The organism is Streptomyces sp. bgisy130 (genome assembly GCF_057708345.1).
In genome coordinates this window covers 111,638-130,418 of record NZ_JBYISA010000004.1, presented here as the reverse complement: position 1 = coordinate 130,418, position 18,781 = coordinate 111,638, and the positions used below count along the sequence as shown (strand labels likewise).

Here is an 18,781-nt window from a genome sequence, read left to right as displayed (position 1 = left end):
CAGCCTGGAAGGGCCCCGCTCCGGCGGGGCCCTTCGTCATGGGCGCCGCGGGACCGCCGGCCGGCCCCGCTCGCCCCGCGGCCCGTTATTGGCTCGCCGGACCACCGCAGGCCCCGCCAGAGTGAGGCCATGACCCACCGCACGGGACTGGACCGGGACGGCTGCTTCCTACGGGAGGGGGCCCTGGACCGGGTGTCCGCGCGGTTCGCGCCCGTGGTGGCGGAGCTGGGCGCCCGGCTCGGCGACCCTTTCGGCCCCGCCAGGCTGCACAGCAGCTATCTCTACGGCAGCGTCCCCCGTGGCACCGCCGTCCCCGGCGTCTCCGACCTCGATGTGCTGCTCGCCCTGCGGGACGCGCCCACACGGGCCGACCGGGCCGCCGCCCGCGCCCTGGAGGACCGCCTCGATACGGCCTTCCCCCAGGTCAACGGCGTCGGGATCCTGCTGTTCGGCGTGCCGCGCCTGCTGAGCGAGCCGGAGCGGTACGACCTGGGGTGGTTCGTGGCCTGCCTGTGCACCCCGCTCGGCGGCCCGGATCTCGCCGCTCGGCTGCCCCGCTACCGCCCCACCTCGCTCCTCGCCCGCGAGACCAACGGTGACCTCTTCCGCGACCTGCCCGGACTGCGCACACAGGCCGCGGCGGCCACTACGGAAGCCGAGCGCACCCGGCTGACCCGGGGTGTGGCGCGCCGGCTCGTCCGTACCGGATTCACCCTGGTCATGCCGCGCTGGGGCGGCTGGACCAGCGACCTCACCGAGTCCGCCGAGGTGTTCGGCCGCTATTACCCGGCGTACGCCGAGCAGATGCGCGCCGCGGTACGCGCCGCCCGGACGCCCGTCGCGTACCCGGAGCTGCTGGACGAGCTGCTGTCCGGCCTCGCCCCCTGGCTGGCCGGTGAGTATCTGGCCGTCCACGGGGCGAAGGCTCCCCGCCCGTAAGCGCCCTGACGGGGCCTCTCGGCGACCGGGAGCAGCCCGGCGGCCTTCCCGCCGCGTCAGTCCTCGATCAGCCCGTGCTCGCCCAGGTAGTCCAGCTGCGCCCGCACCGACAGCTCGGCGGCCGGCCACAGGGAGCGGTCGACATCGGCGTACACGCTCGCGACGACCTCGCCGGGCGTCCGGTGGCCGGCCTCGACCGCGGTCTCCACCTGGGCGAGCCGGTGCGCCCGGTGCGCCAGATAGAACTCCACCATCCCCTGGGCGTCGTTCAGCACCGGCCCGTGGCCCGGCAGGACCGTCGCCACCCCGTCGTCGACCGTGAGGGAGCGCAGCCGGCGCAGCGAGTCCAGGTAGTCGCCCAGCCGCCCGTCGGGGTGGGCGACCACGGTGGTGCCCCGCCCCAGGATCGTGTCGCCGGTGAGCACCGCACGGTCGGCCGGGAGGTGGAAGGAGAGCGAGTCCGCGGTGTGGCCCGGTGTGGGCACCACCCGCAGTTCCAGGCCCCCGGTGGTGATGACATCGCCCGCTTCGAGCCCCTCGTCCCCCAGGCGCAGCGCCGGATCCAGCGCCCGTACGGAGGAGCCGGTCAGCTCGGCGAAGCGGACGGCGCCGTCGGAGTGGTCCGGGTGACCGTGGGTCAGCAGCGTCAGCGCGATGCGCTTGCCGGCCCGCTCGGCGGTGTCGATGACGGCGCGCAGATGGCTCTCGTCGAGCGGCCCGGGATCGATGACGACGGCGAGGTCGGAGTCCGGTTCGGCGACGATCCAGGTGTTGGTGCCGTCCAGCGTCATCGGCGACGGGTTCGGCGCCAGCACGCAATGGGCGCGCGCGGTCGCGGGTCCCGAGAGCACTCCGCCGCGGGGCTGTCCGGGGAGGGCGGCTGCGTCGGTCATGCGGGGGTCCCTCCCGAGGGGCCGGTGCCGTCCGCGGGCCCATCGGGCGCGTCGCCCCCGGGGGCACCGGCAGCGGCGTCCGTCCGTGTGATGTGCTTGGTGAACTCGTCGTGGCCCGGCCAGCTCAGCTCGATCTCGCCGCCCACGAGGCGGGCCCTGGCCAGTACGGGCGTCAGGTCCTGGGCCTCCGCGGCAGCCAGCGCGTCCGCGGCGGTGGCGTACGGCTGGAGCCCGCGCAGGGTCGCGATGGTCGGCGGCATCATCAGCAGCTCGCCGCGGTCGTAGCCGGCCGCCGCCTCCTCGGGCCGGATCCACACCGCGAGGTCCGCCTCCGTGGTGGCAAGGCGGGACCCCTCCGGACCGGAGCCGGCCGACGGCTCCTGGGGGAGGGTGCGCTGCCCCTCGGGCAGTGAGGCAACGAAGAACCAGGTGTCGTAGCGCCGTGGTTCGAACTCCGGGGTGATCCAGCGGGCCCAGGCGCCCAGCAGGTCGGAGCGCAGCATCAGGCCGCGGCGGCCCAGGAAGTCGGCGAAGGACAGCTCATGGGCCACCAGGGCGGCGCGGTCCGCCTCCCAGTCCTCGCCCGTGGTGTCCGCGACGACCGTGTCGGCCGAGGCGCCGGCGAGCAGCACCCCCGCCTCCTCGAACGTCTCGCGGACCGCCGCGCAGACGATGGCCTGCGCGGTGGCCGGATCGACGCCCATACGGACCGCCCACTGGGCGCGGGACGGACCGGCCCAGGCGACCGGCCGCTCGTCACGGGGATCGACGGAGCCGCCCGGATAGGCGTACGCGCCTCCGGCGAAGGCCATGGAGGTGCGTCGGCGCAGCATGTGGACGGCGGGGCCGCCTGCGGCGGAGTCCCGCAGCAGCAGGACGGTCGCGGCCCGCCGGGGCTCGGCAGGGGTCAGCTCGCCGTTCGCGAGCGCCCGGATACGGTCCGGCCACTCCGGCGGGTACCACTGGCCATTGGTCGTGGACGACATGGCCGGATGCTATGCGCTCGCGCGCGGATGTTCGAGGGCGTCTTCGCGCCGGAGGGCCCCTCTCCGTGAGGGGCCCTCCGGCGCGGGGCACGCACTACAGGTGCCGATGTCCCTGCGGGTGCCTATTCGGCGATCTCGACCTGGATCTCGACCTCGACCGGCGCGTCGAGCGGCAGCACCGCCACGCCCACCGCGGACCGGGCGTGCACGCCCTTGTCGCCGAGGATCTCGCCCAGCAGCTCGCTGGCGCCGTTGAGGACGCCCGGCTGGCCGGTGAAGTCCGGCGCGGAGGCCACGAAGCCGACGACCTTCACGACCCGCTGGAGCTTGTCGAGGTCGCCGATGACGGACTTCACGGCGGCCAGCGCGTTGAGCGCGCAGGTCGCGGCGAGTTCCTTGGCCTGCTCCGCGCTGACCTCGGCGCCGACCTTGCCGGTGGCCGGCAGTGCGCCGTCCACCATCGGCAGCTGGCCGGAGGTGTACACATAGGCGCCGGAGCGCACCGCGGGCTGGTAGGCGGCCAGCGGCGGCACGACCTGGGGCAGCTTCAGCCCTAGCGCCGCGATCTTGTCCTCCACCGCGCTCATGCCTGCTTCTCCCGCTTCAGGTAGGCCACCAGCTGCTCGGGGTTGTTCGGGCCCGGAACGACCTGGACCAGCTCCCAGCCGTCCTCGCCCCAGGTGTCCAGAATCTGCTTCGTCGCGTGCACGAGGAGCGGCACGGTCGCGTATTCCCACTTGGTCATGGGCCGAGCGTAATGCCTGTCCACGGCCGCGCCGGACGCCGTCCTCCCCGGCCCGCCCGCACCGGCCCCGGACGGCGTTCAGCGGCCCGGGACGCCGGGCCCCTACGGATCATCCCTGACCCGTCCCGGACGGACCGCGGGCAGATATCCGGGGCTTCCCAGGTGTATCCCGTGCGTAGCCGGGACGCGGACTGGTTAGGCTCCTTGGCGTGAGCAGGCTCCATGTCGTCAGCGGCAAGGGCGGCACCGGCAAGACCACGGTCGCCGCTGCCCTCGCCCTCGCCCTGGCCACCGAGGGTCGCCGTACCCTCCTGGTCGAGGTCGAGGGCCGGCAGGGCATTGCCCAGTTGTTCGAGACCGAAGCGCTTCCCTACGAGGAACGCAAGATCGCGGTGGGTCCGGCGTCGGAAGGTGCCACGCCGTGGGGTGCGTCCGGCGGGCCGTCCGGCGGGGATCCCGCGCGCGGCGGTGGCGGGAGACGGGCGGGCGGCGAGGTCCACGCCCTCGCCATCGACGCCGAACGCGCCCTTCTGGACTACCTCCAGATGTTCTACAAGCTGGGCAGCGCGGGCCGGGCGCTGAAGAAGCTCGGCGCGATCGACTTCGCCACGACCATCGCACCGGGCCTGCGGGACGTCCTGCTGACCGGCAAGGCGTGCGAGGCGGTCCGCCGCAAGGACAAGAACGGCAAGTTCGTCTACGACGCCGTCGTGATGGACGCCCCGCCGACCGGCCGCATCACCCGCTTTCTGAACGTCAATGACGAGGTGGCCGGGCTGGCGAAGATCGGCCCGATCCACAATCAGGCGCAGGCCGTGATGCGGGTCCTCAAGTCGCCCGAGACCGCGGTGCACCTGGTGACGCTCCTGGAGGAGATGCCCGTCCAGGAGACCGCCGACGGGGTCGAGGAGCTGCGCGCCGCCGGCATCCCGGTGGGCGGCATCGTCATCAACATGACCCGCCCGGCGCTACTGGACAACGGCGATCTCGACATCGCCGCCCGGGACGCCCGTGGGGGCGTCGCCAAGGCGCTCTCCCAGGCCGGTCTGGGCGGCGCACGCCGCGGCGGTCTCGCGGAACGGCTGATCGACCCCTTGCTGGAGCAGGCCCGCGAACACGCCGAGCGGGTCGAGCTGGAGCGCGCCGAGCACGCCGAGCTGACCGCCCTCGGCCTGCCCACCTACGAGTTGGAGCTGCTCCCCGAGGGAGTGGACCTCGCCGGGCTCTACCACCTGGCGAGAGACCTGCGGAAACAGGGGCCCATATGACCTCGGACAACACGACGCTGGACGCCTCGGCCCCGCGGCTCGAGGTCGATACGCTGCTCGACGACCCGCACACCCGCATCGTGGTGTGCTGCGGCTCGGGCGGCGTCGGCAAGACCACGACCGCCGCGGCGCTGGGTGTGCGCGCCGCCGAGCGCGGCCGCAAGGTCGTGGTGCTCACCATCGACCCGGCCCGCCGGCTGGCGCAGTCCATGGGCATCTCCGAGCTCGACAACGTCCCGCGTCAGGTCAAGGGCGTCGACGAGAGTTCGGGCGGCGAACTGCACGCGATGATGCTGGACATGAAGCGCACCTTCGACGAGATCGTCGAGGGACATGCAGACGCCGACCGGGCCCGCGCGATCCTGGAGAACCCCTTCTACCAGTCCCTGTCGGCCGGTTTCGCGGGCACCCAGGAGTACATGGCCATGGAGAAGCTGGGCCAGCTCCGCGCGAACGACGAGTGGGACCTGATCATCGTCGACACCCCGCCGAGCCGCTCCGCGCTGGACTTCCTGGACGCGCCCAAGCGCCTGGGCTCCTTCCTGGACGGCAAGTTCATCCGGGTGCTGATGGCGCCGGCGAAGGTCGGCGGCCGGGCCGGCATGAAGTTCCTGAACGTCGGCATGTCGATGATGACCGGCACCCTCAGCAAGCTCATGGGCGGTCAACTGCTGCGCGATGTGCAGACGTTCGTGGCCGCGATGGACACCATGTTCGGCGGCTTCCGCACCCGCGCGGACGCCACCTACCGCCTGCTTCAGGCGCCCGGTACGGCGTTCCTCGTGGTGGCCGCGCCGGAGCGGGACGCCCTGCGCGAGGCGGCGTACTTCGTCGAGCGGCTGGCCGCCGAGGAGATGCCGCTGGCCGGCCTGGTGCTGAACCGCGTCCACGGCAGCGGCGCCGCCCAACTGAGCGCCGAGCGCGCGCTGGCCGCCGCGGAGGCCCTCACGGACCGTATGGCGGAGGACACCCACGCGGACCCGCCCGCGGACGCCGACGCGGAGGCCGGGGCGCCGGACAGCGCGGCCGCTCCCGCCTCCGACCGCACAGAAAATAATCTTGAAGCCAACGGCATTGTGGATCTCGACGGCGGGAAGGCTGGATCACGTACCGCCGGCGGCCTCTCCCCCGCTGCCGCGGCGGAGCATGTGGCACCCACCTCGGCCTCAGCGGCGCAACTGGCCGCCGGGCTGCTACGACTGCACGCGGAACGGATGCAGGTCCTCGCGCGCGAAAGGCGCACGCGGGACCGCTTCACCGCGCTACACCCCGAGGTTCCGGTGACGGAGGTCGCCGCGCTGCCCGGCGATGTCCATGACCTCGCGGGACTGCGCGCCATCGGCGACCGCCTGGCGCTGAACCCCTCGGACACCGACGGCCCCTCGGACACCGACGCCTGAGCCGTACGCACACCCGGCCCAGCCCTCCACGCACCGAGCGCTCCACACACCGACGACGCACCATCTCTTCACCGGGCGCGCCGGATCAGCGCGCCCACCCCCATCCATGCCTCCAACTCCGGTGCCTCGCACCGTGACTGATGGCACGTCGCGTCTGTCGGACCGATCAGACCGCGCCATCAACCGAACCTTCTCGGCCGACTTCTCCCGGCCGGTCCCCGCGGCTACCCGACCGCGGCGAACTCGTCGAAGGCCTCGTCATCACAGTCCACCGGCAGGATGCCCGTGCTGTGCTCATATTCCGTACGTGCTGTCTCCAGCAGCCGGCGCCATGACGTCACGGTCGGGCGGCGACGCAGCAGCGCCCTCCGCTCGCGTTCGGTCATCCCGCCCCACACGCCGAACTCCACCCGGTTGTCCAGGGCGTCGGCCAGGCACTCCGTGCGCACCGGACATCCGGTGCACACCGCCTTGGCGCGGTTCTGAGCCGCCCCTTGAACGAACAGTTCATCCGGATCGGTAGTGCGGCAGGCTGCCTGTGCACTCCAGTCGGTTACCCAGCTCATGCTGGCGCCGTCCTCTCCCGAATCGAGGCTCCCCCACGGCGGCAAGCGGCATATTCACCGTTGCCAGTTGAGGACGTTACGGAAAGCAGGCAGGGCGCAACACCCCCTTCGGGCCCAATCTTGGATGGCCCGAACGGACTATGCGTATGCGGCAGATCACCCAACGGAGTGACCGCAGGACATACCTCACTTTGCGCGCAAGACGGGACAGTCCACCGTCCTGACACGGGGTTTTCTTCGGCGCCTGCGGTCACGTGGGGGTGCGTACCGCGGGGAGTGGGGGTTGACGAACTCGGGCGTAACCGTTCGGCTGTGGAGCTGAGGACAGGCTAAACGAACACGTGCGCCCCTGTCCGGCGGATTGAGAACGTAGGCTGCCCTCATGCCTAAGAAGCGCGATGGCGGAGGTCTGTCCAAGACGCAGCAGGCCGCCAAGTTCCTCGGTGTCAGCGTCCTGGCCGGAGCGGTACTCGCCGGTCTTGCGCTCCCTGCGGCCGGGGCACTCGGTCTGACCGCCAAGGGATCGGTCGAGGGCTTCGACGACATCCCCGCGAACCTCAAGACCCCGCCGCTCAGTCAGCGGACCAGGATTCTGGACGCGAAGGGCGGCGAGATCGCCAAGGTCTACTCCCGTGACCGCACGGTCGTCGGCCTCAAGGACATGTCGCCGTACATCCGGAAGGCGATCGTCGCGATCGAGGACGCGCGCTTCTACGAGCACGGCGCGATCGACATGAAGGGCATCCTGCGGGCGGTCAACAAGAACGCCCAGTCGGGCGGCGTCTCCCAGGGCGCCTCGACGCTGACCCAGCAGTATGTGAAGAACGTCTTCATCGAGGAGGCCGGCGACAACGCGGACAAGGTCGCGCAGGCCACCCAGCAGACCCTCGGCCGCAAGGTCAGGGAGCTGAAGTACGCGATCCAGGTCGAGAAGGAACTGGGCAAGCGCAAGATCCTTCAGAACTACCTCAACATCACGTTCTTCGGGCAGCAGGCCTACGGCGTCGAGGCGGCCGCCCAGCGCTACTTCAGCAAGCCCGCCAAGGACCTGAATCTGGAGGAGTCGGCGCTGCTGGCCGGCATCGTCCAGTCGCCCACCCGCTACGACCCGGTCAACGCCCCGCAGGAGGCCACCCGGCGGCGTAACACCGTCCTCCAGCGGATGGCCGATCTGAAGGACGTCACCCAGGCGCAGGCCGACGCGGCCGCCAAGAAGCCGATCAAGCTGGCGGTCAGCCGCCCCAAGAACGGCTGCATCACCGCCACCGACGGCGCCGGCTTCTTCTGCGACTACATCCGCAAGGTCTTCCTCAACGACAAGCACTTCGGCAAGAGCCGGAAGGCCCGCCTGCAACGCTGGGACGAGGGCGGGATGACCATCCGCACCACCCTCGATCCGCAGTCCCAGAAGTCGGTCCAGGCCTCGCTGAAGGACCATGTCTACGAGGACGACCCGGTCGCCGGTGCCGCCACCATCGTCGAGCCCGGCACCGGCAAGATCCTCGGCATGGGCCAGTCGCGCCCGTACGGCTTCGGCGAGAACCAGACCGTGATCAACCTCTCGGTCGACAACGACATGGGCGGCGGCGCCGGCTACCAGCCCGGGTCGACCTTCAAGCCGGTGATCGCGGCGGCCGCGCTGGAGCAGGGGACGAACCCGGAGCAGGAGTACCCCTCGCCGTACCGGATGCCGTACCCGAGCCCGGTGCAGACCTGCGACGGCGAGTGGCAGGGCAGCGCCATGACGCAGAACGAGAACCGGGAAGAGGTCGGCCCGTACGCCATGAAGGAGGCGACCGCGAAGTCGGTCAACACCTACTTCGTACAGCTGATCAGCGATATGGGCATCTGCCCCGCGGTGAAGATGGCCCAGAAGATGGGCATCGAGCGGGCGGACGGCAAGCCGTTGCAGGAGGTCCCGTCGATGACGCTCGGTGTGCAGGAGATGTCGCCGCTGACCATGGCGGCCGGGTACGCCGCCTTCGCCAACGGCGGCGAGTACTGCTCCCCCGTCGCCATCGAGTCGATCACCGACGCCCGGGGCCGGGCGCTGAAGGTCCCGCAGACCAGCTGCCGCAGCGCGATGTCCAAGAGGACCGCCGACACGATCAACACCCTCCTCAAGGGCGTGGTCGAGGACGGCACCGGCAGGGAAGCCGGTCTCCAGGGCCGGGACAGCGCCGGCAAGACGGGCACCAGTGACAGCCGCTACGCCGCCTGGTTCGTCGGCTACACCCCGAACGCGGCCGGCGCGGTCTGGGTCGGTGACCCGATGCACAAGCGCAAGATGTACGACATCAGCATCGGCGGGGTCACGCACGACAAGGTCTACGGCGCCGACACCCCCGGCCCCATCTGGCGCGATGCGATGTCCGGCGCCCTCGCCGACCGGCCCGCGCCCGAGCTGCCCACCGTCCCGATCGACGACCCCGCCAAGGACCGGCCCCAGGGCGACGACAAGGGCGGCGGCAAGCACAAGCCCGGCCGGGGCCACGGCGGCGCCAACAAGCCGGGCGGCGGCTGGCACATTCCGGGCTTCCCCGACATCCTGGGCGGCGGCAACGGCGGCTGACAGGCGGCCGGTTGGCTCGTAGGACAACGGCTGAGGGGCGCCCCACGGGGGCGCCCCTCAGCCGTCTTTCCGGGACTCGGTCCGGCCGCTCAGCCGGCCAGCAGCTTCTTCACCACCGCGGCCACCCGGCCGCCCTCGGCGCGGCCCGCCACCTGAGGGTTGACGATCTTCATGACGGCGCCCATCGCCCGCGGGCCCTCGGCGCCGGCGCCCTTGGCCTCCGCCACGGCCGCCGCGACCAGCTGCTCCAGCTCGTCATCGGTCAGCTGCTTGGGCAGATAGTCCGCGAGCACCTCGCCCTCGGCGCGCTCCCGCTCGGCCTGCTCGGCACGGCCGCCCTGCTCGAAGGCTTCCGCGGCCTCCCGGCGCTTCTTCGCCTCCCGCGCGATGATCTTCTCGACCTCGCCGTCGGACAGCTCACGCGCCTCGGTGCCCGCGACCTCCTCCTTCTGGATGGCGGTCAGCGTGAGACGGAGGGTGGAGGAGCGCAGCTCGTCGCGCGCCTTGATCGCGACGGTGAGGTCGTCCTTGAGCTTGGACTTGAGCGTGGTCATGCCGTCGAGTATGCCCCCACCCACCGACAACCGCCGCGCCTTTTCCCCCGGGCCTCGCCACACCGGCCGCGCGACGGGCCGCTCCGCCGCTGCATCCACCCCCCGCACTCTGCGACGATGGGACGCATGCGCGCGCGATACGGAGTACCCCTGACCCTGACGGCAGTCGGCGCGGCCGGCCTGGCCTACGCCGCCGGCTTCGAAGTCCGCTCCTTCCGCCTCCGGCGCGTCACCGTGCCCGTACTGCCCCGCGGAATGCGGCCGTTGCGGGTCCTCCAGGTCTCCGACATCCACATGGTCAGCGGGCAGCGCAAGAAGCAGCGCTGGCTCCAGTCGCTCGCCGGGCTGCGCCCCGACTTCGTCATCAACACCGGCGACAACCTCTCCGACACCGAGGGCGTCCCCGAGACCCTGGACGCGCTCGGCCCGCTGATGGAGTTCCCCGGCGCCTACGTCTTCGGCTCCAACGACTACTACGGTCCCAAGCTCCGCAACCCTGCCCGCTACCTCATCGAGCGGGCCCAGGGCCGGCACGGTCTCAACGGCAACGCGCCCGCGGTGGGCGTCGTCCACAACCCGTGGGAAGAACTGCGGGACGCGTTCGACGCGGCCGGCTGGGTCGGGCTGTCCAATTCCCGCGGCCGCCTGAAGCTGGAGGGCATCGAGATCGCCCTGACCGGCCTGGACGACCCGCACATCAAGCGGGACCGGTACGCCGAGGTCGCCGGCGGCCCGGAATCCGGCGCGGATCTCTCGCTGGCCGTCGTCCACGCCCCCTACCTGCGCTCGCTGGACGCCTTCGCCGCCGACGGCTATCCGCTGATCCTGGCCGGGCACACCCATGGGGGCCAGCTCTGCATCCCCTTCTACGGCGCCCTCGTCACCAACTGCGACATCGACACCGACCGTGTGAAGGGCCTGTCCACCCACACCGCCGACGGCCACACCTCCTACCTCCATGTCTCCGCCGGCTGCGGCACCAACCGCTACACCCCGGTCCGCTTCGCCTGCCCCCCGGAGGCGACGCTGCTGACCCTGACGGCGCGGGACTGACGGGGCGGGCTTACGGGGCGGGACCGACAGGGCGGGACTGACGGGGCCCGGGGCCGAACTGCGGGGCGGGGCCCGGCGGCGACGCGCGGATTTGCCGGATCGGGTCTCCCCGCCCGCTGATCATCCCCCCTAACGTGGAGGAATGTCCGACCCCACCCGGACCTCGCAGTCCACGCGCCATGCCACCGACCCGGCCGCTGCCGCCGCCCGCACCCCGGCGGCGGCCGTCGCCCCCGCGATCCGCCGCCCCCTGGCGGCCGCCTTCCGCGCCGTCCTCACCGCGGCCGCCCTGACGGGCCTGCTCCTCGCCGCCCTCGGCGACCCCGCCCCGGCCCACCTCCTCACCCGCTTCGCCGTGCAGGCCAACCTCGCCGTGGCGCTGGTCTCCGCCTGCTCCGCGCACCGCGCCTGGACCGGCCGCCGCCCCGTGAGCCCCCGCCTCACCGGCGCGCTCCTCTGTTTCCTCGCCCTCCCCGCCCTCGTCCACTACGCCCTGCCCGCCGCCGACGCCACCGCCTTCACCCTGCCGGGCACCGGCACCCCCACCGCCGCCCAGGCCCTCGCCCCCCACCTCCTCTGCGGCCTCACCCCGCTCGCCGCCCTCGCCGACTGGCTGCTGCTCACCGCCCCCCGCGGCTTCCGCCTGCCCTGCGCCTGGCAGTGGCCGGCCTACCCGCTCCTCTACCTCGCGTTCGCCCTCGCCTTCCCCACCACGGCCGGCGCCCCGCCCCCCACCGTCACCACCGCTCTCACCCTCGCCGTGGCCATCTGCCTGCTCCCCTTGATCGCCGTCGGGATCGACCAGGTCAGGCCCGCTCCCCGGCTCCGCAGGAACCGGATTTCACCTACAGGGATCAGTCCGCTAAAGTAGAGCTCGTTGCTTCGGGGTGTAGCGCAGCTTGGCAGCGCGCTTCGTTCGGGACGAAGAGGTCGTGGGTTCAAATCCCGCCACCCCGACTGAAGAAACAACAGGTCAGGCCCGGCCTTCCGTCAAGGAAGACCGGGCCTGAGGTGTTTTCCGGGGCAGCTCGCGGGCGAGCGGGAGCGGGGCGTGAAGGCGCGCGGGCCCGGGTGCCGTCCGCTGACGCCCCTTCAGGGGCTTTTCCCTGTCGGGCAGACGCGGCATCGGGTGTGATTCGGGCCACAGGCGGCGGCGTTTCCGTGGTGGCGGTTGTCCCGGCGGGGCCGATCCCGGGGCTCCACTCCGCCTACTGGACGGGCCGGCGGCGGGGCCGTACGGCAGGAACTACGCCGCGCCGTTCGCCACCGGTCCCTCCCCTGTGAGGACCGGTGCCGAACGGCGCGGGCGGCGATGATCCGCGCCCCCCGTACCGGCGCGGATCCAGGAAGGGCCGGACCCGTGGTCGACGCGGCAGCAATCCGGTGGGGACCGTTTCCACAGTTCCCTCGCGTGAGCGCGCCAGGACCCTCACCACCGGCTCGTGACTCCGGCGGAGAATGACCGCGAACGTGCATCAGGAGTGGTCTCCGAGCGCTGTGCCGGTGAGCTGTCCGGGTGGGCCCGGTTGCTGCGCCGCTGCGACGGGATCCTGCCAGCTGGGGGTCCCGACGGGGAGGTTCCGGTCTCCGGACGGCGGTGTCTCCACAGGTCAGCCAGCTAAGGTGAGTTTTCCGGTCCGGATGTCCAAGTGCGGGGGACGTAGGGGGTGGAAGCCTTGAGTTCCGACTCAGGGGCACGTACAGCCTTCGCGGAACGTCTCGCGCTGCTGTACAAGGAAGCCGGCAATCCTCCGCTCAAGAAGGTGGCCGAGGCGGTCGTCCGGCTCCAGCGGGTCGACGAACGAGGGCGCCCCGTGCGGGTGTCCGTGCAGCGGATCAGCGACTGGCGGCGGGCCAAGAACGTACCCGCGCAGTTCGCCGCGCTTGCCGCGGTGCTGCACATCCTGATCCCGCAGGCACGGCGTCTGCGGGCCACGCCGGTGTCCCCGGGTCTGTACGACCTGGCGCAGTGGCAGCGGCTGTGGGAGCGGGCGGTCGCCGGGCCGGCCGGTGACCGTGCCGCGGGATCGGCACAAGAGGAGGAACGCCCTCCGGTCGACGCCGCGGCGGTGCCCGGAGTGTGCCCGTACCGGGGGCTGGCTTCGTATCGTCAGCAGGACGCCGGGTGGTTCTTCGGGCGGGAGCGGAGCACGGAGGCCCTCGTCGCGCAGCTGCACACGGCGGAGGAGACCGGCGGCCTGGTCATGCTGGTGGGCGCCTCGGGGGCGGGAAAGTCCTCGCTGCTGAACGCCGGCTTGGTGCCCGCGTTGCAGCACGGCGCACCGGGTGACGGGAGCGGCGCGAAGCGGGAGGTTCTTCAGTTCATGCCGGGCGGCGATCCGCTCGCGGAGCTGGCCCGCCGGATCCCCGGGCTGGCCGAGGTCCTCTCCGGCCCGGCGGCGGCGGAGCCCGGTACTCCGCGCTTCGCGCATGCGGTGCGGGAGGCCGTCGCGGCGTGGGCGGAACGCGGGACGGCGTCCGCCGCTGCCCGCCCGGTCGTGCTCGTGGATCAATTCGAGGAGTCCTTCACCCTCTGCTCCGACGAGGCGGTCAGGCGCGCCTTCATCCAGACCCTGCACGCCGCGTGCACGCCGGCCGATCCGGGCGGGCCCGCCCCCGTGCTCGTCGTCCTCGGCATACGGGCCGACTTCTACGAGCAGTGCCTCGGGCACCCCGAGCTGGCCGACGCGCTCCAGCACCGGCACATGGTGCTCGGGCCGCTGTCCACCACGGAGCTGCGTGAGGCGGTGACCGGGCCGGCCAAGGCCGTGGGCCTGGAACTCGAACCGGGACTGGCGGAGCTGATCGTCCGGGAGGTCAGCGCCGACGGCGCCGGCGGGGCGCACGACGCGGGGGTGCTGCCGCTCCTCTCGCACGCCCTGCTCGCCACCTGGCAGCGGCGGAAGGCGGGACGGCTGACGCTGTCCGGCTACCGCGCGGCGGGCGGAATCCAGGGCGCGGTGGCGGCGACCGCCGAGCGGGCCTGGTCCGGTCTCGACCCGACGGCACGTGCGGCCGCGCGGCTGCTGCTGCTCAGGCTGGTCCGGCTGGGAGAGGACACCCAGGCCACCCGCAGGCGGGGAAAGCGTCACCAACTGGCGGATGAATCCACGGACCCGGGCAAGACGGAGGAATCGCTCGAAGCGCTGGTGCACGCCCGGTTGGTGACCCTCGACGCGGAGGCGGTGGAGATCACCCATGAGGCGCTGCTGCACGCCTGGCCCCGCCTGCGCGACTGGATCGACGAGGACCGGAACGGCAATCTGCTGCGCCAGCGGCTGGAGGAGGACGGCCGGGCCTGGGAGGACTCGGACCGCGACACCTCCATGCTCTACCGGGGCTCCCGTCTGGAGCAGGCGCGCACCTGGGCCGACTCCGCCGGTGACACCTTTCTGACCCGCAGCGCGGTGGAATTCCTGGCCGCCTCGGTCCGGCTGCGCAAGCGCACCGTCCTGCTCAGCCGTGGTGCGGTGGCGGCGCTGGTCGTCATGACGCTGCTGGCGGTCGGTTCGGCGGTGATCGCGCGGCAGCAGCGGGACGACACCGTTTTCGAGCAGGTGCTCGCCCAGGCCGACCGCGCCCAGTACACGGATCCGTCCCTGTCGGCGCAACTCGATCTGGTGGCACACGGCTTGCGGCCGGACGACGAGGGCACGAACAACCGCCTGATCTCCATGGTGAACGCGCCGCTGGCCACCCCCCTGCTGGGCCACACCGGCGCCGTCTACCTCACCTCGTTCAGCCCGAACGGACGGATCCTGGCCACCGCCAGCTACGACCGGACCGTGCGCCTGTGGGACGTGGCCGACCCGACGCGTCCGAAACCCCTGGGCAAGCCCCTCACCGGCCACTCGAGTTGGGTGAGCACCGCGGTCTTCAGCCCGGACGGCCACACCCTCGCCAGCGCCGCGGACGACGGGACGGTCCGGCTGTGGGACGTACGGGATCCCGCCCGTCCGCGCCCGCTCGGGGCGCCGCTGTCCGGTCACAACGGCACCGTCTTCCTGCTCGCCTTCAGCCCCGACGGGCGGACGCTGGCCACCGCCAACGAGGATCACACCGTGCGCCTGTGGGACGTCCGTGATCCGCGGCGGCCCAAGACACTCGGCACCCTGACCGGCCCCACCGCCGCCGTACGCTCCGTGGCGTTCAGCCCCGACGGGCGGACGCTGGCGGCCGGCGGCGATGACAACACGGTCCGGCTGTGGGACCTGGCCGACCGGCGGCATCCGACGCGGATCGGCAAGGGGCTGACCGGGCACACGGACACCGTGCACTCCGTGGCCTTCAGCCCGGACGGCCACACGCTCGCCAGCGGCAGCTCGGACAACACCCTCCGGCTCTGGAACGTGTCCTCCCCCCGTCACGCGGCACCGCTCGGCGCGCCGCTCACCGGGCACACCGGCCCCCTGTGGTCGGTGGCCTTCAGCCCCGACGGCAACATGCTCGCCGCCGGCAGCGCGGACAGCACGGCGAGCCTGTGGAACGTCAGCGATCCGGCGTACCCGTCGCAGGTCGGCGAGCCCCTCGCGGGCAGCAGCGGGGAGATGTACGCGGTGGGCTTCAGCCCTGACGGGCGGACCCTGGCCACGGGCAGCGGCGACAGCAAGGTCCGGCTCTGGTCGATTCCGATGTCGAACATGGTCGGCCGGATCGGCGCGTTCCGCCCGGACGGGCGGGTGCTCGCCACCGGCGCCCGCGACCGAAGGGTGCGGCTGTGGAACGTGCAGCGTCCCCATCGGCCCGTGGTGCTGGGCAAGCCGTTCGTGCCGGGGAAGGGCGATGTGCGTTCCCTGGCGTTCTTCCCCGACGGCCGCACCCTCGCGGTGCTGATGGGAAGCCAGGCCGTGGAGCTGTGGAACGTCACCGACCCGGCGCACCCGGTCCGCTACGGGAAGCCCGCCACGCTGCGGACCCGGTTCGTGGGCCCCGACGCGCTGGCCATCAGCCCCGACGGGCGCACGCTGGCGACCGCCTACGAGGACCACACGATCCAGCTGTGGGACGTCACCGCCCCGTCCCGCGTCCGTCCGCTCGGCGGGCCGCTCACCGGGCACAAGGGGTATGTCAACTCCCTCGTGTTCAGCCCGGACGGGCGCACGCTCGCCAGCGGCAGCGCGGACGACACCGTGCGGCTCTGGAACGTCACCGACCCCCGTCACGCCGTCCTCTTCGGCGCGCCGCTCACCGGCCACCTGGGACCCGTCAACGCGCTCGCCTACAGCCCGGACGGCCATACGCTGGCCAGCGGCAGCGACGACGACACCGTACGGCTCTGGAACACCACCGACCCCCGTAAGGCGGCCCGGCTGGGCTCCCCGCTCATGGGGCACACCGAAGCGGTGGTGTCGCTGACGTTCAGCGGGAGCGGCCACACCCTGGCGAGTGGCGGCAACGACAACACGGTCCGGTTCTGGGACGTCACACGACCGTCCGGGGCCACGCCCATGGGGCAGTCGACGAGTCCCAACGCCAAGACCGGCAATTTCCTGTCGTTCAGCCCGCAGAGCAGCATGCTCGGGGTGTCGAGCGGCGCCGGCACCGTCCGGCTGTGGAACCTGGACGCCGACAAGGCCATTCGCCGTATTTGCTCGACCACCCGGGGCGTGCTGACACCGGAGAAATGGCGCGAGTATCTGCCCCATCTCGCGTACGCGCCCCCGTGCGACAAGTAACAGAGCCGGGTCCCTGTCGAACGGCGGGGGCTCGGCGCCGGACGGGGCGTCCCGGCTCGGCTCCACAACGCCCGCGGCTCCCGGTTTCCGGCCTCTGACGGCCCGCGCCACGTGACTCCAGCCACAACTCCGCGTTCCACTTCAGCAGTTATCTCCCACCGCGCGGCCAGCCTTGCTACTCTTGGCCATAGCCCGATCGCTGGTGCATCCCCCGTCGCCAGCGATCGGGCGCTTTCATGCCCTGTCCCCATTGCGAGGCGCTTTCCCCGGGGGGAACCGGAGACCCGAATTCAGGGCAATGGGCCGCTGGGGCGGAATGGCCGCGGGTTCACGCACCGTTGCCGTCGCTCAAGAAACCACGGCCGGGCCCGATTTCCCCGGCGCGGGAAACCGCGGCTGATGAACTTCCCGGTGGCCCTGAAGACGCTCTCCCTGGCGGCGCGTACGCCTCCTCACTCGTCAACACCTCTTAAGGAGTCGTAAGGTGGAGCCGTCCGGCGGGGACGAGCCGGCCAGGGCGCCAGGGAACGGAACGGTGAACACCCATGGCAGTGGCGTACGAGCGGATCGCGGACGAGCTCCGCGCGGCCATCCGTGCCGGTGAGCTGAAGCCCGGGGACAAACTGCCGGCCGAGTCGAAGCTCGCCGAGCGGTTCCGGCGCAGCGTGCCGACCATCCGCGAGGCACTCCGCGCCCTCCGGGACGAAGGGCTGATCGAGAAGCAGCACGGGCGCGGCAACTTCGTGCGCCGGCCACGCACCCCGGCACTGCGCTCGAACCTCCGCCACCAGTGGGAGAAGGGCCGGGCCCGCGAGCCGCTGGCGGAACGGGCGCAGACCGGCGCCACCGAACACGACACCGGCCTGACCGTCGGCGACCTGGTCTTCCACGCGTCGTACCGCACGGCCGAGGCGGACCACGATCTCGCCGAAGTTTTCGGCCTCCCCGAGGGCACCGCCCTCCTCGAACGCACCTACCGCACCCGGTACGCGGCCGAGAACGCGCCCTTCAGCCTGGTGACCTCGTACCTGGTCCACGACCTGATCGCGCACAACCCCGCCCTCCTGGACGAGTCGAACGAGCCGTGGCCCGGGGGCTCGCAGAGCCAGCTCTACAGCGTCGGGATCGAGCTCGACCGCGTCGAGGAGCGCGTCACCGCCCGCCCGCCGGCGCCGGAGGAAGCGGCGGAGCTGGAACTTCCGCCCGGCACCTCGGTCCTCGCCCTCCGCAAGACCTCGATCGACATCCACGACCGGGTCGTCGACGTCTCTGACGTCGTCCTGCCCGGCGACCGCACGGAACTGCTGTTCACCACTCCCCTGGAAAGGTGGTGAGTGCCGTGCGCCGGCGCATCATCATCGTCACCGCCGTCCATCCGCCCTCGGCACACTTCCTGCCGGACGCCTACCGGTCGCTGTGCCAACAGGAGCTCCCCGACGGGTGGGAATGGCACTGGGTCATCCAGGAGGACGGCACGAGCGACGCGGTCGCCCCCCATGTCCCCGACGACGCGCGGGTGACGTTCCGTCAGGGACGGGCCGGTGGTCCCGGCGTCGCCCGCACCATCGCCCTCGCGCACGCGGAGGGCGAGTACCTCAAGGTCCTGGACGCCGATGACCAGTTGGCGCCCGGCGCGCTGGCCCGTGACCTGGCGGCCCTCGAAGGCGACCGCAGCCTCGGCTGGGCGACGTCCCGCGTCCTCGACCTGCTGCCCGACGGCTCCACCGCCGGCTTCCCCGGCGACCCCGAGCCCGGACCGATCGAGCGCGGAGCCGTGCTCGACCACTGGACGGCGAACGGCTTCCGCGCCCAGGTCCACCCGGCGACGCTCTTCATGCGCCGCGACCTGGTGCTCGCCCTCGGCGGCTGGATGGCCCTGCCGGCCTCGGAGGACACCGGCCTGCTGCTCGCCCTCAACGCCACCAGCCGCGGCTGGTTCACCTCCGAGGTCGGCCTCCACTACCGCAAGTGGCCCGGCCAGGCCACCAGCCAGCCCTCCCACACCGAAACCGCCGAACGCGAAGCCCGCATGGCGGTCGTGGCGGCCCGAGCACGGGAGCTGGCGCGGCTGAACTGGGGGTATCCGGGGGTGGGTTGAGGGGGGCTGTGACCGGCTGAGCGGCACTGTCC

The 18,781-nt window shown here is 72.2% G+C and carries 15 protein-coding genes and 1 tRNA gene; 10 read left to right on the top strand and 6 right to left on the bottom strand.

What is annotated here, in order from left to right; genetic code table 11:
- The first annotated feature begins 129 nt into the window (after nt 1-129).
- Complete coding sequence (locus AC3EUV_RS07970; RefSeq protein WP_432140318.1) at nt 130-939, top strand: nucleotidyltransferase; 810 nt, start codon at nt 130-132, stop codon at nt 937-939.
- 56 nt (nt 940-995) lie between these two features.
- On the opposite strand, the gene AC3EUV_RS07965 is transcribed toward AC3EUV_RS07970, so the two are convergent.
- The 4 genes from AC3EUV_RS07965 to sp36 all read right to left on the bottom strand — a co-directional run bounded on the left by AC3EUV_RS07965 (nt 996) and on the right by sp36 (nt 3,563).
- Complete coding sequence (locus AC3EUV_RS07965; RefSeq protein ID WP_387239970.1) at nt 996-1,832, bottom strand: MBL fold metallo-hydrolase; 837 nt, start codon at nt 1,830-1,832, stop codon at nt 996-998.
- Nucleotides 1,829-2,818 (bottom strand): NUDIX hydrolase, encoded by a 990-nt coding sequence (locus tag AC3EUV_RS07960; RefSeq protein ID WP_432140319.1) that lies wholly within the window; start codon nt 2,816-2,818, stop codon nt 1,829-1,831. Before AC3EUV_RS07960 ends, AC3EUV_RS07965 begins: the two co-directional genes overlap by 4 nt.
- A gap of 122 nt (nt 2,819-2,940) precedes the next feature.
- On the bottom strand, nt 2,941-3,405 hold the full coding sequence (locus AC3EUV_RS07955; RefSeq protein ID WP_432140320.1) for a RidA family protein: 465 nt from the start codon (nt 3,403-3,405) through the stop codon (nt 2,941-2,943).
- A complete protein-coding gene (sp36, locus tag AC3EUV_RS07950) occupies nt 3,402-3,563 on the bottom strand; it encodes a Sp36 family protein (RefSeq protein ID WP_003975360.1) in 162 nt (53 codons plus the stop codon). Before sp36 ends, AC3EUV_RS07955 begins: the two co-directional genes overlap by 4 nt.
- Before the next feature lie 209 nt (nt 3,564-3,772).
- On the opposite strand from sp36, the gene bagA reads away from it, so the two are divergent.
- The gene (gene bagA, locus AC3EUV_RS07945; protein ID WP_432140321.1) at nt 3,773-4,831 is read left to right on the top strand and encodes an ATPase BagA; all 1,059 of its coding nucleotides are present in this window, start codon (nt 3,773-3,775) and stop codon (nt 4,829-4,831) included.
- Nucleotides 4,828-6,231 carry an ATPase BagB gene (gene bagB / locus AC3EUV_RS07940; protein WP_435602510.1) on the top strand — a complete coding sequence of 468 codons (1,404 nt, stop codon included), beginning with the start codon at nt 4,828-4,830 and terminating at the stop codon, nt 6,229-6,231. The genes bagA and bagB overlap by 4 nt, the downstream gene beginning before the upstream one ends.
- A 224-nt stretch (nt 6,232-6,455) precedes the next feature.
- Here the strand turns inward: bagB and AC3EUV_RS07935 are convergent, their stop codons facing one another.
- Complete coding sequence (locus AC3EUV_RS07935; RefSeq protein WP_388189456.1) at nt 6,456-6,797, bottom strand: WhiB family transcriptional regulator; 342 nt, start codon at nt 6,795-6,797, stop codon at nt 6,456-6,458.
- A 382-nt stretch (nt 6,798-7,179) separates the two neighbouring features.
- On the opposite strand from AC3EUV_RS07935, the gene AC3EUV_RS07930 reads away from it, so the two are divergent.
- Complete coding sequence (locus AC3EUV_RS07930) at nt 7,180-9,369, top strand: transglycosylase domain-containing protein (RefSeq protein WP_432140323.1); 2,190 nt, start codon at nt 7,180-7,182, stop codon at nt 9,367-9,369.
- Between the two features lie 89 nt (nt 9,370-9,458).
- Here the strand turns inward: AC3EUV_RS07930 and AC3EUV_RS07925 are convergent, their stop codons facing one another.
- Complete coding sequence (locus AC3EUV_RS07925; protein WP_432140324.1) at nt 9,459-9,923, bottom strand: GatB/YqeY domain-containing protein; 465 nt, start codon at nt 9,921-9,923, stop codon at nt 9,459-9,461.
- A 126-nt stretch (nt 9,924-10,049) separates the two neighbouring features.
- Between AC3EUV_RS07925 and AC3EUV_RS07920 the strand changes: the two genes are divergently transcribed.
- From AC3EUV_RS07920 to AC3EUV_RS07895, 6 genes are all read left to right on the top strand, one after another.
- Nucleotides 10,050-10,976 carry a metallophosphoesterase gene (locus AC3EUV_RS07920; protein ID WP_435602509.1) on the top strand — a complete coding sequence of 309 codons (927 nt, stop codon included), beginning with the start codon at nt 10,050-10,052 and terminating at the stop codon, nt 10,974-10,976.
- 142 nt (nt 10,977-11,118) lie between these two features.
- Nucleotides 11,119-11,847 carry a Pr6Pr family membrane protein gene (locus tag AC3EUV_RS07915; protein ID WP_432140326.1) on the top strand — a complete coding sequence of 243 codons (729 nt, stop codon included), beginning with the start codon at nt 11,119-11,121 and terminating at the stop codon, nt 11,845-11,847.
- A 12-nt stretch (nt 11,848-11,859) separates the two neighbouring features.
- Nucleotides 11,860-11,933 (top strand) — tRNA-Pro (locus tag AC3EUV_RS07910).
- Nucleotides 11,934-12,643: 710 nt separating this feature from the next.
- Nucleotides 12,644-16,651: an nSTAND1 domain-containing NTPase gene (locus AC3EUV_RS07905; RefSeq protein ID WP_432140327.1), complete on the top strand. Its 4,008-nt coding sequence runs from the start codon at nt 12,644-12,646 to the stop codon at nt 16,649-16,651.
- 545 nt (nt 16,652-17,196) lie between these two features.
- Nucleotides 17,197-17,985, top strand: a complete 789-nt coding sequence (locus AC3EUV_RS07900; RefSeq protein ID WP_432140328.1) for a GntR family transcriptional regulator — start codon at nt 17,197-17,199, stop codon at nt 17,983-17,985.
- Between the two features lie 5 nt (nt 17,986-17,990).
- Nucleotides 17,991-18,749, top strand: coding sequence for a glycosyltransferase family 2 protein (locus AC3EUV_RS07895; protein WP_432140329.1), 759 nt, complete (start codon nt 17,991-17,993; stop codon nt 18,747-18,749).
- Nucleotides 18,750-18,781: the final 32 nt, after the last annotated feature.

Excerpts from the sequence above, each read along its gene's own strand:
- AC3EUV_RS07970 (WP_432140318.1), top strand. The coding sequence starts at position 130 with ATGACCCACCGCACGGGACTGGACCGGGACGGCTGCTTCCTACGGGAG.
- AC3EUV_RS07965 (WP_387239970.1), bottom strand. The coding sequence starts at position 1,832 with ATGACCGACGCAGCCGCCCTCCCCGGACAGCCCCGCGGCGGAGTGCTC.
- AC3EUV_RS07960 (WP_432140319.1), bottom strand. The coding sequence starts at position 2,818 with ATGTCGTCCACGACCAATGGCCAGTGGTACCCGCCGGAGTGGCCGGAC.
- AC3EUV_RS07955 (WP_432140320.1), bottom strand. The coding sequence starts at position 3,405 with ATGAGCGCGGTGGAGGACAAGATCGCGGCGCTAGGGCTGAAGCTGCCC.
- sp36 (WP_003975360.1), bottom strand. The coding sequence starts at position 3,563 with ATGACCAAGTGGGAATACGCGACCGTGCCGCTCCTCGTGCACGCGACG.
- bagB (WP_435602510.1), top strand. The coding sequence starts at position 4,828 with ATGACCTCGGACAACACGACGCTGGACGCCTCGGCCCCGCGGCTCGAG.
- AC3EUV_RS07935 (WP_388189456.1), bottom strand. The coding sequence starts at position 6,797 with ATGAGCTGGGTAACCGACTGGAGTGCACAGGCAGCCTGCCGCACTACC.
- AC3EUV_RS07930 (WP_432140323.1), top strand. The coding sequence starts at position 7,180 with ATGCCTAAGAAGCGCGATGGCGGAGGTCTGTCCAAGACGCAGCAGGCC.
- AC3EUV_RS07925 (WP_432140324.1), bottom strand. The coding sequence starts at position 9,923 with ATGACCACGCTCAAGTCCAAGCTCAAGGACGACCTCACCGTCGCGATC.
- AC3EUV_RS07920 (WP_435602509.1), top strand. The coding sequence starts at position 10,050 with ATGCGCGCGCGATACGGAGTACCCCTGACCCTGACGGCAGTCGGCGCG.
- AC3EUV_RS07915 (WP_432140326.1), top strand. The coding sequence starts at position 11,119 with ATGTCCGACCCCACCCGGACCTCGCAGTCCACGCGCCATGCCACCGAC.
- AC3EUV_RS07900 (WP_432140328.1), top strand. The coding sequence starts at position 17,197 with ATGGCAGTGGCGTACGAGCGGATCGCGGACGAGCTCCGCGCGGCCATC.